This window comes from Microbispora sp. ATCC PTA-5024, from assembly GCF_000511135.2.
Classification (GTDB): domain Bacteria; phylum Actinomycetota; class Actinomycetes; order Streptosporangiales; family Streptosporangiaceae; genus Microbispora; species Microbispora corallina.
Window position 1 is genome coordinate 442,483 of the sequence record NZ_KI866525.1, and the last position, 14,621, is coordinate 457,103.

The 14,621-nt window shown below is 75.0% G+C and carries 10 protein-coding genes; 2 read left to right on the forward strand and 8 right to left on the reverse strand.

All coding sequences use genetic code 11. The features are described from left to right. Positions 1-2,185, reverse strand: a 2,185-nt coding sequence (locus tag MPTA5024_RS44375) for an AAA family ATPase (protein WP_157099820.1), incomplete at its 3' end; no start/stop codon positions are given. 19 nt (positions 2,186-2,204) lie between these two features. Then, entirely contained in the window at positions 2,205-3,305 is a 1,101-nt protein-coding gene (locus MPTA5024_RS28005; RefSeq protein WP_036330055.1) for an exonuclease SbcCD subunit D, read from the reverse strand. Between the two features lie 111 nt (positions 3,306-3,416). Between MPTA5024_RS28005 and MPTA5024_RS28010 the strand changes: the two genes are divergently transcribed. Then, positions 3,417-4,925, forward strand: a complete 1,509-nt coding sequence (locus MPTA5024_RS28010) for an alpha/beta hydrolase family protein (RefSeq protein WP_232326670.1) — start codon at positions 3,417-3,419, stop codon at positions 4,923-4,925. 173 nt (positions 4,926-5,098) lie between these two features. Then, positions 5,099-6,478 carry an LCP family protein gene (locus tag MPTA5024_RS28015; protein ID WP_051458768.1) on the forward strand — a complete coding sequence of 460 codons (1,380 nt, stop codon included), beginning with the start codon at positions 5,099-5,101 and terminating at the stop codon, positions 6,476-6,478. Between the two features lie 86 nt (positions 6,479-6,564). Here MPTA5024_RS28015 and MPTA5024_RS28020 read toward each other — a convergent pair whose 3' ends face one another. The 6 genes from MPTA5024_RS28020 to MPTA5024_RS28045 all read right to left on the reverse strand — a co-directional run. Further along, positions 6,565-7,527 (reverse strand): enolase C-terminal domain-like protein, encoded by a 963-nt coding sequence (locus tag MPTA5024_RS28020; protein ID WP_232326671.1) that lies wholly within the window; start codon positions 7,525-7,527, stop codon positions 6,565-6,567. Positions 7,528-7,576: 49 nt separating this feature from the next. Continuing rightward, on the reverse strand, positions 7,577-8,941 hold the full coding sequence (locus MPTA5024_RS28025) for an MFS transporter (RefSeq protein ID WP_036330057.1): 1,365 nt from the start codon (positions 8,939-8,941) through the stop codon (positions 7,577-7,579). 17 nt (positions 8,942-8,958) lie between these two features. Beyond that, the gene (locus tag MPTA5024_RS28030; RefSeq protein ID WP_051458769.1) at positions 8,959-10,098 is read right to left on the reverse strand and encodes a VWA domain-containing protein; all 1,140 of its coding nucleotides are present in this window, start codon (positions 10,096-10,098) and stop codon (positions 8,959-8,961) included. Between the two features lie 54 nt (positions 10,099-10,152). Beyond that, positions 10,153-12,426, reverse strand: a complete 2,274-nt coding sequence (locus MPTA5024_RS28035) for a DUF5682 family protein (RefSeq protein ID WP_232326672.1) — start codon at positions 12,424-12,426, stop codon at positions 10,153-10,155. Next, a complete protein-coding gene (locus MPTA5024_RS28040) occupies positions 12,416-13,483 on the reverse strand; it encodes an ATP-binding protein (protein ID WP_036330058.1) in 1,068 nt (355 codons plus the stop codon). The genes MPTA5024_RS28035 and MPTA5024_RS28040 overlap by 11 nt, the downstream gene beginning before the upstream one ends. After that, the coding region (locus MPTA5024_RS28045) for a DUF5691 domain-containing protein (RefSeq protein WP_051458770.1) at positions 13,480-14,621 on the reverse strand (1,142 nt) is incomplete at its 5' end. The genes MPTA5024_RS28040 and MPTA5024_RS28045, both read right to left, overlap by 4 nt.

Here is a 14,621-nt window from a genome sequence, read left to right on the forward strand (position 1 = left end):
CCTGACCGGCGACGCCGTCGAGCCGCGACGACAAGCCGGCGACCCTCGTCTCCGCCTCCTCGCGGGCTCGCTGGGCGGCCTCGAAGGCGGCCTCGGCGGCCTGCTCGTCGTCGGCCGTGGGGGCGCTGTCGGCGGGCTCGGCCGGGGCAGGGTGGTCGACCGAGCCGCACACGGCGCAGGGCCGGCCCTCCGCGAGCCGCGCCGCCAGCTCGGCCGCCATGCCCTCGATCCGGCTCTGCCGGACCGCCTGGAGCCCGTCGCGACGCTCCTGGGCCAGGTCGACGGCCGTCCGGCGGGCCTGCTCCGCCTCCTCCAGCTCGGCCGCCAGCGCGTCGCGCAGCTCGGCGGCCGCCAGCCGCTCCCCCGCGGACCGGCACGCCGCCTCCAGCGCGGGGATCCGGGCCGCGCTGTCCCGCGCGCCTCTCACCCGCTCCTCGGCCGCGGCCAGCAGGGCGGGCAGCTCGGCCTGGGCCGCGAGCGCCTCCGCCTCCGCTACGGCCAGCCGCTCCAGCTCCGCCTGAAGGGCCGCCGCCTGCTCGGCGGCGTCGCGCAGGCGGACGGCTGCCTCGCGTGCGGCCGTCAGGCCGGGGACGGCCGCCGCGGCGAGCCGGGCCTCCTCCAGCCGTTCCTCGGCCCGGCGGCGCTCCTCCGGCAGGACGGCGAGGCGCTCGGCCAGGCGCGCCTCCTGCTCGACCAGACCGGTCAGCGCGGTCGCCGAGGCGTCGAGCTCCTCGCGCATCTCCCGCAGCCGGGACTCCTCGGGGAGGACCTGCCGCACCCGGCCGATCTCGTCGCGCCGCTGCCGCTCAAGCTCCGCCAGCAGCCCGGCCAGCCGTTCGCCCTCCGGCCGCGCCGCGTCGCGCTGGCCGTCCTGGCCGCCGAGGTCGGCGGGGCCACCCGGGCCACCGAGGGCACCGGAGGCATCGGAGGCACCAGAGGCATTGGGGCCGCCTGAAACCCCCGAATCGCCCGCGCCGTCCACACCGGCGCCTGCGACACCCGGCCCGTGTCCTGTCGCCGCGCCGCCATCGTACGGCCATCCGCTCGCCGAGGAGGCGACGTCCGGCCCGGCGACGCCGAGCCCGCGTCCGTACCGCTCGGATCCCGCACCCCCGGCGCCCGCACCGGCGGGGCCCGGGTGCTGGTCGGCGGGGAGGGCACGCTGCGCGGCGTCGGCGGCGAGGCTCCTCGCCTTGGCCGCGGCCTCGGCGCGCTGCTCGGCCTGGCGGATCAGCGGGAGCACGCGATCGGCCCGGACCGCCTCGTCGAGGATCGTCTCCAGGTCGGAGCGTTCGTCGGCGGCGGCGTCGAGCTCCTGACGCCGGGCGAGGGCGGCGGCGTGGCGTCTGCGCCGATCGGCCAGGGCCTGACCGTCGGCGAGGCGGGCGCGGGCGACGAGCAACGCCGTCTGGCTGGCCGCGGACGCCTCGGCGGCCCGGGCGAGCTCTCCCTGCGCGAGGTCGAGCACGGCGTCCGCCCAGTCGGCGGGGTCGGCGGCGTCCTCGGGCAGCGGCAGGCCGCCCCCGGCCGCGCCGCGCATCCGGTCGAGGACGGAGCCGACGCGCTGACCGAGCTCCTGGCGCTCGCGCCCGGTCTGGGTGCGGTGCTCGGCGAGCCACTTCTCCACATCCGTGAAGATCTTCACGGAGAACAGCTTCTCCAGGAGCTTTCGCCGGTCATCGCCGTCGGCGCGCAGAAAACGGGCGAACTCGCCCTGCGGCAGCATCGCCACCTGGCAGAACTGGTCGGCGTTCATGCCCATGAGGTCGCCGATCAGGTGCCCGGCCTCGTCGCTGCGCGTGCTGCGGGCCGTCCAGGCGCCGGTGAACTCCTCCAGCAGGACCTTGGCCTTCTCCTCGACCAGGCCCTCGCCCCTCAGCTTCGGGCGCATCCAGGCGGGCGAGCGGGTGACGCGGAAGCGCCGCTCGCGGATCGTCACCTCCAGGACCACGGACGGCCCCCGGTCGGCGGGCGCGTGGTCGCACCGCAGCGACCGGGCGCTGTCGCGCTGCCCCGGCACCTGGCCGTACAGGGCGTAGCAGACGGCGTCGAGAACCGTGGTCTTGCCGGCGCCGGTCGGGCCGTGGATGAGGAACAGGCCCGCCTCGCCGAGCGCGTCGAAGTCGACCTCCTCGGTGCCGGGGAAGGACCCGAACGCGGTCAGCCGCAGCCGGTGCAACCTCACGTGGCCTCCCTCGCCGCGCTCACACGCCCTCCCTGATCCTGCACGCCTCGACGGCCTGCCTGAGCAGGCGCGTCTCGGCCTCGTCGGCCTCCTCGCCGCGGACCTCGCGGACGAAGTCGACGGCCACGTCGATCTCGGCGCGCCCGGCGATCGGGACGAGGCGCGCCGTCTGCGCCGTCGCGCCCTCGGGCTCGAACGCGAGCGCCAGCGTATGGGGAAAGCGCCCGCGCAACCGCTCCATCGCCTCCCGGGGCCGTATGGGATCGGTGAGCGTCACCTGGAGCCAGTGGTCCTCCACCCCCGCGTGGCGGGGGTCGGACAGCAGGTCGTCGATGCGGCCCCGCAGCCTGCTCACCGGCCGGGGCACGGGCGCGGGGACGAACTCGACGCCGTTCGCGCCGAGGTCGACGAGCCACGACCCCTTGCGCTGGCCGGCCTCGGAGAAGGAGTACGCGATCGGGGACCCCGAATAACGCACGGTCTCGCTCATCGTCTGCCGCCCGTGGAGGTGGCCGAGGGCCGCGTAGTCGACGCCGGAGAACGCGGCGAGCGGCACGTGGGCGACGCCTCCGACGCTGATGTCCCGCTCGCTGTCGCTGGCCTCGCCGCCGGTCACGAACGCGTGGGCCAGCACGACCTTCCGCCGGGCGGGATGGGCTCTGACGCGGTCCATGGCGTACGTCAGGGCGGCGGTGTGGCTGCGCTCGGCGAGCTCCCACGGGCCCTTGACGATCTCGGGCTCGAGGTAGGGGATGCCGAAGAACGCGACGTCGCCGACGACGACGGGCACCCACGCGCGGCCGGGGTCGGTGCGCAGGTGCACCCGCTCCATGAGGTCGGCCCCGAAGCCGAGCCGTACGGCGGAGTCGTGGTTGCCGCTGATGAGCACGGTGTGCACGCCGAGCGCCTTGAGCCGGGCCAGCGCCTCGTTGCACAGTGCGACCGCGTCGACGGGCGGCAGCGCGCGGTCGTAGACGTCGCCGGCGACCACGACGACGTCGACCCGCTCCTCCCGCGCCGTCTCCACGAGGTGGTCGACGAACGCGGCCTGGGCGCTCAGGAGGCTCTCCCGGTGGAACGACCGGCCGAGGTGCCAGTCGGAGCTGTGCAGGACTCGCATGTCGCAGGAAGCTAACAGGTCCCTCCGACAAAAGTGGTCCCAATGATCCCAGTGGCGGTCGCGATCCCGATCGAGTAATGACTTAGCCTGGATTCGGTAAACGGATGAGCCATGGGGGGCGGCCTCATGAACGTCGGCCGGGGCGCTCTCGGCGTGATCGCCGGTGTGCTGATGGTGACCCTTGCCGCGCTCGGCCACCTGCTGTCGCCTCCGGCCTTCGACCCGCCTCCGCTGTCGGCCTCGCCGGCGTTCCGGTCCCTGCCGGCCCAGCCGCCCGCCGAGGTGCGGCACGTCGACGCCTCGGCGCGGTTCCGCACCGAGACGCTGACGGTTCCGGCGCGCGACGAGACGCTCAAGGCCACGGTGCGCACGCCGCTCACGCCGGGCCGGCATCCCGCGATGGTCTTCGTGCAGGGGTCGGGCTCCGGCGACGGGGCGGAGTTCACGCAGCAGGCCGAGTGGCTGGCCAGGGCGGGCATCGCGACCATCGCGTACGACAAGCGCACGGTGGGCTACAACTTCCGCAACCGCGACTTCTCGCTGCTCGCCGACGACGCGTTGCGGATGCTGGACGTGCTGCGGCGGCGGCCCGACGTCGACCCCTCCCGGACGGGCCTGTGGGGGGTGAGCGAGGGCGGCTGGGTCGTCCCCATCGCCGCCGCCGAGGACAAGGACGTCCGGTTCGTCGTCCTCGTCTCCTCGCCCAACGTCTCCCCCATGCGGCAGGTGGCCTGGGCGCTCAACGAGCAGTTGCTGCGGCTCCACGCCCCGACCGGCGTGCGCGACCTGCTGACCCGGGCCATGGGCGGCGTGGGCTTCGACTTCCTGCGGTACGACGGGGGCCCGGCGCTGCGCGGGATCACCCAGCCTGTGCTCGCGCTGTACGGGACGATGGACCCGAGCATCCCGTTCGTCGAGAGCACCGAGACCCTGACCGGCGCGCTCGACAAGGGCGGCAACCCCGACTACACGATCCGGTTCCTCGCCGGCGCCAACCACGCCATGCGCCTGAACGGCGGGGCGTTCGCGCCCGGCTACCTGCCGACGCTGGCCAACTGGATCGGGGGCCTGCCGGGCACCGCCGCCCCGTCCCTGCACCTGGCGGGCGAGACGCCGGTGCAGCGGTTCGAGGCTGCCGACGTGCCCGCCGCGCCGTGGTGGGGCGAGAGCACGTTCCTGTGGCTGACGCTCTGCCTGGCCGCGGTCGGCTACGTGGCGGCGCCGGTGACCGAGATGGTCGTCCGCCTGCGCGGGCGCGACCTGCGGCTGCAGACGAACGCCCACCTGTGGCCCGCGATCCGGCGGCGGCTGCGCCGTATGGCGTGGACGGGCCTCGGCGAGTTCGCCGCCGTGATGGCCTTCATCACGCTGATCGTGCTGTTCTCGGTCAACCAGGCCGGCGCGTGGCCCGCCGTACAGGCCGGGTGGCTCGTCGTGCGGATGCTCGCGGTCGTGATGCTCGTGCAGGAGGTGACGACCGTGGCGGCCGTGCTGGCCGGGCTGCGGGACGGGTGGCAGCCCAGCCGCTGGGAGAAGACCGTGCTCACCGGCGTCCTCGGCGGGACCGGGCTGCTGCTGGTGACCGCCGCCTACTACGGCCTGTTCGGCATCCCCTGGTGACGCCGTCCCGGCCGCGCGCCCCGGGGACGGAGAACGCTGCGGCGGCGTGATCCGGCGCACGCCGGGCGCACGCTGCCCCGCTACGGCGATCGGCGGGTCAAATGCCGGTATGGACTCCCCCCGGTCCCTCCGGTGCGCGGCCCCGATGGGCGGCCGCCCTCTTCAATTGCGACATGGTGACCGTGTCGACGAGAAGGGCGGCCGCCCTGCTCGGCTGGGTGGGGCTGTCCGTGGTGCTGCCGGGCGCCGCGCACCTGCGGGCGGGATGGCGGCGCACCGGGCTCGTCCTGATGGGCTCGTACCTGACCGTCCTCGTCTGCCTGGTCGCGGTGTCCGCGGGGGCCGACGCCGGCCTCGCGGGACGCGTGCTCGGCTGGCTGACCCAGCTCGCCGTGGCCGCCCTGGCCTGTGCCCTGGCCTGGTTCTGCCTGGTCGTCCACTCGTACGCGGTGCTGCGTCCGGGGAGGCTGCCGCGGATCGGCCAGGTGCTCACGGGCGCCGTCGCGGGCGTCCTGGCCGTCGCCGTGGCGACGCCGTTCGCGTTCGCGGCGCAGTACCTCGCCGTCTCCCAGCGCACCCTCGACACGGTCTTCGCGGGGCGGGACCCCGCCGCCGGCGGGACGGGGGACCCCTGGGACGGACGCGACCGCGTCAACGTGCTGCTGCTCGGCGGCGACTCGGGCGCCGACCGGGTCGGGATGCGCACCGACAGCATCAACGTCGCCAGCGTCGACGTCCACACCGGGCGCACCGTGCTGCTCGGGCTGCCCCGCAACCTGGAGCACGTGCCGTTCCCGCCGGGCAGCCCGATGGCCCTGCGCTTCCCGTACGGGTTCACGCTGCCGGAGTACAAGCCCGGCTGGCGGGAGGACCTGCTGTTCTCCGTCTGGCAGTACGCCGAGGACCACCCCGAGCTGTTCGGCGGACGCGAGCACATGGGCGCCGAGACCCTCAAGGAGACGATCGGCTACATCCTGGGCATGCGGATCGACTGGTACGCGCTGGTCAACATCGGGGGCTTCGCCAAGATCGTCGACGCGCTGGGCGGGCTGGTCCTCACGGTCGACCGGAACATCGTGTACGGCAAGTACGACGAGGGCGTCGTGCCCGCGGGCACCCGCAGGCTGACCGGAGCCGAAGCGCTCTGGTACGCCCGCTCCCGCACCTACAGCGACGACTTCTCCCGCATGCGGCGGCAGCGCTGCGTGCTCGGGGCGCTCGTCCGGCAGGCCGACCCCGGGACCGTCCTGAGCCGATTCACGCAGCTCGCCGCCGCGACCCGGACCATCGTGCACACCGACATCCCCCGCCCGATGCTGGAGGCCCTGGTGCCGCTCGCGGCCAAGGTCAAGCAGGCGGGGGTGACGAGCCTCCAGTTCATCCCGCCGGTGATCAACACGGCGTACCCCGACTGGGACCGCATCCGCCTGCTGACCGCCCGGGCCATCCGGCAGTCGGAACGGCCCGGCCAGCGGCGGCGCCACCTCGACCCGGGCACCGAGCAGGCCGAGCCGACCGCCACCCCGGTGGACGAGGGCTGCGGCGCGGTCTGACGCGCCTCTCAAGGCCCGGCGCGCGTCGGCACGGTCCGGGGCCGTCGAGACATGGTTTCGGAGGACGTGTTTGACGCGGTCGAGGGTCAGACGCGGAAGGACTCGCGGGCCAGGCGGCGCACCCGCGTCTCGTCGACCGTGTGGCCGAGGCCCGGCTGGGTGAGCGGCACGGCGACCACGCCCCCCGAGGCGTCCACGGGCGGGAGGACGACCTGGGCGCTGCGGGGCGGCTCGGCCACGTCGCTCGGCAGCGTGCATCCCGGCAGGCTCGCCACGGCCACCGTGGCGGCCCTGGCCAGGCCCGCGCCGAGGCCTCCGGCGCAGACGATGTCCCAGCCCGCGTCCACGGCCCGGTCGTGGGCCCGGCGCACCTCGCCGAGCGAGCCGAACACGGCCGGGCGCAGCAGCAGGGCGCGGCCCGCCTTGAGGCCGACCGCCTCGTCGAGCTCGCCGACCGTGCCGACCTCCACGGCGACGGCGGCCGAGACCCGGTCCTGCAGGTCGGCGCTGGTCAGCAGGTCCTTGAACGGGCGCTCGATGGCCACGACGCCGTACGCGTCCAGGGCCTCGAGCTGGTCGATGTCCGTGTAGGCGCCGCGCCCGTCCACGGCGATGACCAGGCCGGGGTAGGCGGCCCGGACGGCCCGCAGCGGCTCGACGTCCCACCCGGGGTGCACGTCGAGCGTGACGTGGCCGTACCCCGCGCAGACGTGCCGGTTCACCCGGGCGACCATGCTCTCCAGCGAGCGGTCGGCGCTCAGCCGGACCGTGGCGATCAGCGACGTGCGGGTCCCGCCGAGGGCGTGGGAGAGCGGGACGCCGTTCATCCGGCCCCACAGGTCCCAGCAGGCCATGTCGCCCGCGGCGCCGCCGGGGATCTCCCCCAGCTCGGACGGGTGCTCCCAGTCGACGCCCACCAGGGCGGGCAGCTCGCCCTCCAGCGGCTCCCCGTGTCCCGGCCCGACGACCTCGCCCCAGCCCACCATGCCGCCGTAGTCAGTGATCTTGACCAGGACGGTCTCCGGACGCCTGCCGTACGGCAGGGTCATCCTGAAGACCTCGAGCTCCCGGACGCGCGGCAATGGATCCCCCTCGTGGCTAGACCTCCATGGTGCCCGGTGCCCGGCGATGCTCAAAACGCCCGGCGGCGACCGTGCCGGTCACGGCTATGAGGACGAGGAGGCCGAAACAGGTCAGATAGACCACGGGGGTGCCGCCGAAGGCGGCGTACAGCGCGCCCGTCAGCGCGACCGCCACGATGGAGAACACCGAGTCGCCGATGCTCAGCGAGGCGCTGTTCCTGCCCTCCTCGCCGGGGGCCGACAGCTCCAGGACCAGCACCGACAGCGTCGGGAAGACCATCCCGATGCCGAGGCCGGCCACCATCCATCCCCCGAACGCCACGAGGACCGGCACCTGGTGGAACACGGTCGTCGCGGTGACCGCGATGCCCGCTGCGATCAGCGCGGTGCCGAGGCGCAGGGTGAGCACGCGGGCGTCGGGGCGGCGCCCCTGGATCCAGGAGCCGAGCGACCACGCGATCGCGCCGCCGGTGAGCGCGAGGCCCGACTGCGCCGTGGTGAGGCCGCGCTGCTGGGTGAGTGTCAGCGGCACGAACACCTCGGCGGCGAAGAACGCCCCCGCCGCCAGGCCGCGCAGGGCCACCACGGCGGGCAGCCCGCGCGCGATCCGGAGCGCGCCGCCTGGCAGCAGCCTCGGCAGCGCCAGCGCGAGCACGGCCAGCCCGGTGACCACGAGGGGAAGCCCGGTCGCCGGAGTGCCACTGCCGTACTGGAGCAGGGCGGCGCCGACGGCGGCCAGCGCGCCCCAGGCGAGGCGGGGCAGGAATGCCCTGCCCATGCCCTCCCGGGACGGCGACCCGCCCGAGGGCATGCCGCGCCACATGATCAGGGCCGCCGGCGCGGCGAGGACGGCGACGCCGAGGAAGATCAGCCGCCAGGTCCACCGCTCGGCCACGATCCCGGTGATCGCCGGGCCGACGACGGACGGCAGCACCCACGCGGCCGCCAGCAGGGAGAACACCCGAGGGTGCATCGCCGCCGGGTAGACCTGGGCGACCAGGACGTACAGGGCGACGTTGAACAGGCCGCCGCCGAGGCCCTGGAGGAACCGGCCCGCCAGGAACACCTCCATCGTCGGCGCGAGCCCGGACACGGCCAGCCCGGCGATGAAGCCGCCGACCCCCGTCCACAGGGACGCGGCCGGGCCCCGCGCGTCGCTCCAGCGGCCGCCGACGACGGTGGCGATCACGTTGGCCGCCAGGCCGCCGCTGAAGGCGAGGCCGTACAGGTGGTATCCGTGCAGCTCCCGGCCGACGAGGGGCATGGCCGTGGCCACCGCCAGGTACTCGAACGCGACGAGCATGACGAAGGCGACGATGCCGACGCTCATGGCGCGGTACCGGCTGGCGAAGACCGGAGGAGCGGTCACTACCGAAGTCACGTTTCGGACCTTACGGATCAGGACCCGCGCGAGGCCATCGGAATTTGGTCGTAGGACCTCCGTTCGATCGCCGCCGCCATCAGGTCGGGGAACGCGTCCGGCGTGCAGGCGAACGCCGGGACGCCCATCGCCGCCAGCGCAGCGGCGTTGTCGTGGTCGTACTGCGGCGTCCCCTCGTCGGACAGGGCCAGCAGCACGATCACCTGGACGCCCGCCGCCGTCATCGCCGCGACCCGGCGCAGCATCTCCTCCCGCACGCCCCCCTCGTACAGGTCGCTGATGAGCAGGAAGATCGTGTCGGCCGGCCGCGTGATCAGGCCCTGGCAGTACGCGATCGCCCGGTTGATGTCGGTCCCGCCGCCGAGCTGGGTGCCGAACAGCACGTCCACCGGGTCGGTCAGCTGCTCGGTGAGGTCGACGACGGCCGTGTCGAAGACGACGAGCGAGGTCCGCAGCGAGCGCATGGACGCGAGCACCGCCCCGAACACGCTCGAATAGACGACGGAGGCCGCCATCGAGCCGCTCTGGTCGACGCAGAGCACCACCTCGCGCTGCACGGCCTGCCGCCGCCGTCCGTAGCCGACGAGCCGGGAAGGCACGAGCGTTCCGCGATCGGGCAGGTAGTTCTTGAGGTTGGCGCGGATCGTGCGGTGCCAGTCGATGTCGGCCGGCCGCCGGGGCCGGTGCGTCCTGGCCGACCGGTCGAGCGCGCCCGTCACGGCCGCCCGGGTGCGCCGGGCGAGCCGCGCCTCCAGTTGGGCGACGACCCTGCGGACCACGGCCCGCGCGGACTCGCGGGCACGATCGGGCATGAGGCGGTTCAGCGACAGCAGCGTGCCCACGAGGTGGACGTCGGGCTCGACGGCCTCCAGCATCTCCGGTTCGAGCAGCAGCCGGGTCAGGTCGAGCCGTTCGATGGCGTCCTGCTGCATGACCTGGACGACGGTCGAGGGGAAGAACTCCCGGATGTCCCCCAGCCACCGGGCCACCCTCGGGGCCGACCCGCCGAGCCCGGCGCCGCGCTCGCCCCCGCCGTCGTACAGGGCGGCGAGCGCCGCGTCCATCCGCGCGTCGGCCCCCTCCAGCCCGCCCGCGGCGGCACCGCCGAGCACCAGCCGCCACCGCCGGGCCCTCTCGTCACGCTCCGGCTCGCCCATCACGCCCTCCTCCGTCGCCGCCCGTTGTCCACGCGCGTCCGCCCGTGCCCGTCGTCATGCCTTCCCCAGGATCTCGAGGACCGTCCGCACGGCGCCCGCGGCCAGGTCGTCGTCGTACGCGGCGGCCTCCGGGTCCGGCGCGACCGGGCCGGACCGGACGCGGTCGCCGATCATGCGCCTCTCGGGCGGCGCGAAGGCCCCGAACGTCCGCCGCAGCAGGGGCAGCACGTCGACGAACGCCTCCGGCGAGAGGCCGGTGAGCCACCCGTCCACCGTGGCCAGCAGCCGGGCGTCGTGCACGAGCAGCAGGCCGCCGCCCGACAGGAAGCCCTCCATCCACGACGCCACCCGCGCGGGCGGGTTGCCCGACGACATCGCCCGCGCCATCCGCGTGGCCACGTCGTCGCCCTCCGGGAGCGCGCCGGCGTCGAACAGGATCCGCACGACGCGGCCTTCGACGAGGCCCGGCAGGCCGGCCCGGCCCGCGATCCCCGTCAGGGTCGGCAGCCATCGGTCGGTCTCCATGAGCGCCACAGCGCCGTGGACCCCGTCGATCAGCGCGAGCATCTCCCGCGCCGAGTCGTCGTCGAGCCCGGTCAGGGCCGGGGACAGTCCCGCGCAGATCCGGGCGAGCAGCGACTCGGCGATCGGGCCCAGCCCCTCGGTGCCGCGAACGTCGCCGTACCGGTGGGCCCGCACGAGCGCGGGCAGCGCCGCCATCAGGTGGCGCACCTCGCTGTCGAGCGCGGCCCTGTCCTCGATGGCCCGCAGGACCCGGGGCAGCGCGTCGGGCAGGTGCGCGAGCAGGCAGCGCTCGACCAGCGCGGTGAGGTCACTCAGGTGGGGCGAGGCCGACAGGTCGCGGGCGCGTGCCGACGCCGCGCCCTCGACCGTGGTCCCCCAGGCGGCCGCCTCGATCAGCGCCACGTCGAACTCGGGACGCCACTCCAGCGTCCACGACTCCCGGAACGTGCCCTTGCCCCGCGCCTGCCGGGTCGTCCCCCACGGGACGCCGAGCATGCCGAGGCGGTGCAGCAGGCGGCTCCGTTCGAGGTCGAGGGGCTTGCGCAGGTCGAGGTCGTGCTCGCGGGACAGCGCCTCGGGCTTGAGCCGCACCCGCCGCTGCTCCTCCCTGAGATGCCGCTGCAGCGGGACCATGGGCGTCGAGTCGGGCACGTGCCCGAGCCGCTCGCCCACCACCATCCGGCGCCCGATCAGCTCCACGGCCAGGTCGTCGCCCTCGCACAGCACGGCCCTGGCCGCCTCGGTGACCTCCGAGAGACCGGCGAGCGGCCGGCCGCGCAGCGCGGCGAGGCTGACGGCCAGCCGCACCGCCTCGATGACGTGGGCGGACGAGACCGGCAGACCCTCCTCCCGCAGAACGTGCGCGGCCCGGGTCAGCCACCGTTCGATCGGGCGGCGCGGGCTGGCGAACAGGTGGTCGTACCAGCCCGGGGAGGCGACGCCCGCGCCGTAGCCGCCGGCGGCGGCCAGCCTCCCGTGCGTCCACGGCACCCAGGTCATCGCGACCTTCACCTTGGGCAGGCCGCGCAGCAGCCGCTCGTCCCGCGCTGCGGGCGGCAGCTCGGTGAGCGCCGGCAGGTGCCAGGCGCCGCAGACCACGGCGACGTTCCGGTGGCCGTCCCGCACGGCCTTCCTCAGGACGGAGCGCATGTACGCCTCGCGGAGCGCCTCGGTGCCCTCCGGCTCGTGGCCCTCGCGCACGGCCGTCATCGCCTCGGCGACGACGTCGAGCGTGCCGGCCTCCCCACGGTGCTCGACCAGGTCCTCCCACCACCGCTCCGGGTCGTCGTACCCCGCGGCCTCCGCGAGCTCGCCGATGGGGTCGCGGAGGACGGGGTCGGCGTCGAGCGCGAGAGTGTGGGCGGCGGGCAGGTCGCAGAAGCGGACCTCGACCCCGGCCTCCGCCGCGTACGCGATCGCCTGCCATTCCGGGGAGAAGACGGCGAACGGCCAGAAGGCGGCCTTCGACGGGTCTCCCGGCACGTGGGCGAGGAGTGCGACCGGCGGCCGCATCTCGGGGTCGGCGGCCAGCGGCACGAGGGCGTCCGCCTCCGGCGGCCCCTCGATGAGCACGACGTCCGGCCGCAGCCGTTCGAGCTCGGCACGGACCGCCCGGGCCGAGCCCGGACCGTGGTGGCGCACGCCCAGGACCGCGATCGCGGGCTCCGCGCCGCCCGTCCGCCCCGTCCCCGCGACGCCCCGCACCCGTCCGCCGCCCACCGCGTCGACGGCATCAGCGGAGGTGGCGGCGTCCGTCCCAGCCGGTGCGCCGGATCGGTCGGGGACGGCGGCGTCAGCTCGCATCGCGGCAGGCCCGGTAGAAGTCGCGCCAGTCCTCCCGGTCGCGGACGACGGTCTCCAGGTACTCCTGCCAGACCACCCGGTCGGACACCGGGTCCTGCACGACGGCGCCGAGGATGCCGCCCGCGACGTCGGCCGGCCGCAGCACGCCGTCCCCGAAGTGCGTGGCGAGCACGACGCCGCTGGTCACCACCGAGATCGCCTCGGCGGTGCTGAGCGTGCCACTCGGCGACTTGACCTTGGTCCGGCCGTCGGCGGTGACGCCGGAGCGCAGCTCCCTGAAGACGGTCACCACCCGGCGGATCTCCTCCAGCCCCGCGACGGCGTCGGGGAGCTCGAGCGACCGGCCGAGCTGGGCCACCCGGCGGGCGACGATCTCGACCTCCTCCTCGGCGCTGGCCGGGACCGGCAGGACGACGGTGTTGAAGCGCCGGCGCAGCGCGCTCGACAGGTCGTTGACGCCGCGGTCGCGGTCGTTGGCCGTCGCGATGACGTTGAACCCCTTGGCCGCCTGGACCTCCTCGCCAAGCTCGGGAATCGGCAGCGTCTTCTCCGACAACACGGTGATGAGCGCGTCCTGCACGTCGGACGGCATCCGGGTCAGCTCCTCCACCCGGGCCAGCCGTCCCTCGGCCATGGCGCGCATCACCGGACTGGGGGTCAGCGCCTCCCGGGAAGGGCCCTCCGCGAGGAGGCGGGCGTAGTTCCACCCGTAGCGGACGGCTTCCTCCGCCGTGCCGGCCGTGCCCTGGACGAGGAGGGTCGAGTCGCCGCTGACGGCCGCCGCGAGGTGCTCCGACAGCCAGGTCTTGGCGGTCCCCGGCACACCGAGCAGGAGCAGGGCCCGGTCGGTGGCGAGCGTCGCCACCGCCACCTCGACGACGCGCCGCGGGCCGATGTACTTGGGGGTGATCTGGCCGCCGTCACCGAGGACGTACGTGGTCACCGCCCAGGGCGACAGGCGCCAGCCGGGCGGGCGCGGCCGGTCGTCGGTCTTGGCCAGGATCGCCAGCTCGTCCGCGTACTGGTCTTCCGCGTGCGGGCGCAGAACGGTGGTCACGAAAGCTCCTTCGTCATGTCGAAGCGGAACCGCAGGATCGCGGCCAGCTCGGGGACCTCGTGGGCGTGGGCGTGCACAGCGGGGTCGAGCCGCTCCCCGGCCAGCCGGATCAGCTCCCCGGCGTTCCACGGCTGCGTCTCGGCCGTATCCACGATCTTCTTCAGCACGGCCTTGGTCAGCTGAGGCCCCCAGGGCCGGGCCACGCCGCCCAGCATCATGATCATCTGGCCGTCGACCTGCTGCCCGCGCACCAGCTCCGCGGCACGGTTCGACTGCTCGTCGGGCGGCAGGACGGCCAGCAGGTCGGTGAGCGGCTCGGCCTCGAACAGGGCCCGGGCCCACTCGGCGTCGCGCTGGAGGATGGCCGCCCTGGTCCAGCCCATCCTGACCTCACGCGCCCAGTCACCGAGCGGGAGCCGAACGACCGCGGCGGGGGCGAGGCCGACGTGGGTCCTCCAGAAGGACAGCGGGGTGTGCGCAACCACCTGCTGGAGCCACCACCCGCGCTGCGCCATCCCCGCCGGCGGCCGGGCCCGGACGCCGTCGCGCTCCATTGTGCTGTCGCACGCCTTCGGCGGCTCGGCGCGCAGGCCCCGCCCTTCCGGCCGTACGAGGCGGCCGGCCCGCTCGGACATGCGCCGTCCGAGACGCGAGCCGGGGAGCCGGGTGAGCAGGTCGGCGGCGGCCTGCCTCACCTCCCGGCGGCGGTCGTCGAGCGCCGCCTCCAGGAACGGCTCGTCGTCCATCGTCAGTCCAGAGGCGAGGATGGCCACGAACGCGGCGCGGTCCTCGGGCGTCTCGGCGGGCCAGCCGCGTCCGAGCAGTTCCCTGGCGGCGCCGGGGTCCCGCTCGCGCAGCGCGGCCAGGAACGCCCGGCGGTCGCCGCTCGTGCCGAACTCCCACACCTCCGCGGGCGGCACGTGGGCCGCCTCCTCCAGCAGGTAGGCCCACGCGTCGTTGAGCCCGGCCAGCCACCGGCCGCGGGCGCCGGTCACAGCCGCGAGGTGGGACCTGACGGATCGGTCGCGGGCGCCGAGGTCGAGCAGCCCGGGGATGAGCCGTGCCGGGACCCGGACGCGGCGCGAGGCCGCGACCTCCAGCCATTCCGGCAGCAGCCGGGCCTGCTCCCCCGCCAGCA

Bases quoted from the DNA above. Each gene is read 5' to 3' on its own strand.
- MPTA5024_RS28035 (WP_232326672.1), bottom strand. From the start codon at position 12,426: ATGCGAGCTGACGCCGCCGTCCCCGACCGATCCGGCGCACCGGCTGGG.
- MPTA5024_RS28015 (WP_051458768.1), top strand. From the start codon at position 5,099: ATGGTGACCGTGTCGACGAGAAGGGCGGCCGCCCTGCTCGGCTGGGTG.
- MPTA5024_RS28020 (WP_232326671.1), bottom strand. From the start codon at position 7,527: ATGACCCTGCCGTACGGCAGGCGTCCGGAGACCGTCCTGGTCAAGATC.
- MPTA5024_RS28005 (WP_036330055.1), bottom strand. From the start codon at position 3,305: ATGCGAGTCCTGCACAGCTCCGACTGGCACCTCGGCCGGTCGTTCCAC.
- MPTA5024_RS28030 (WP_051458769.1), bottom strand. From the start codon at position 10,098: ATGGGCGAGCCGGAGCGTGACGAGAGGGCCCGGCGGTGGCGGCTGGTG.
- MPTA5024_RS28010 (WP_232326670.1), top strand. From the start codon at position 3,417: ATGGGGGGCGGCCTCATGAACGTCGGCCGGGGCGCTCTCGGCGTGATC.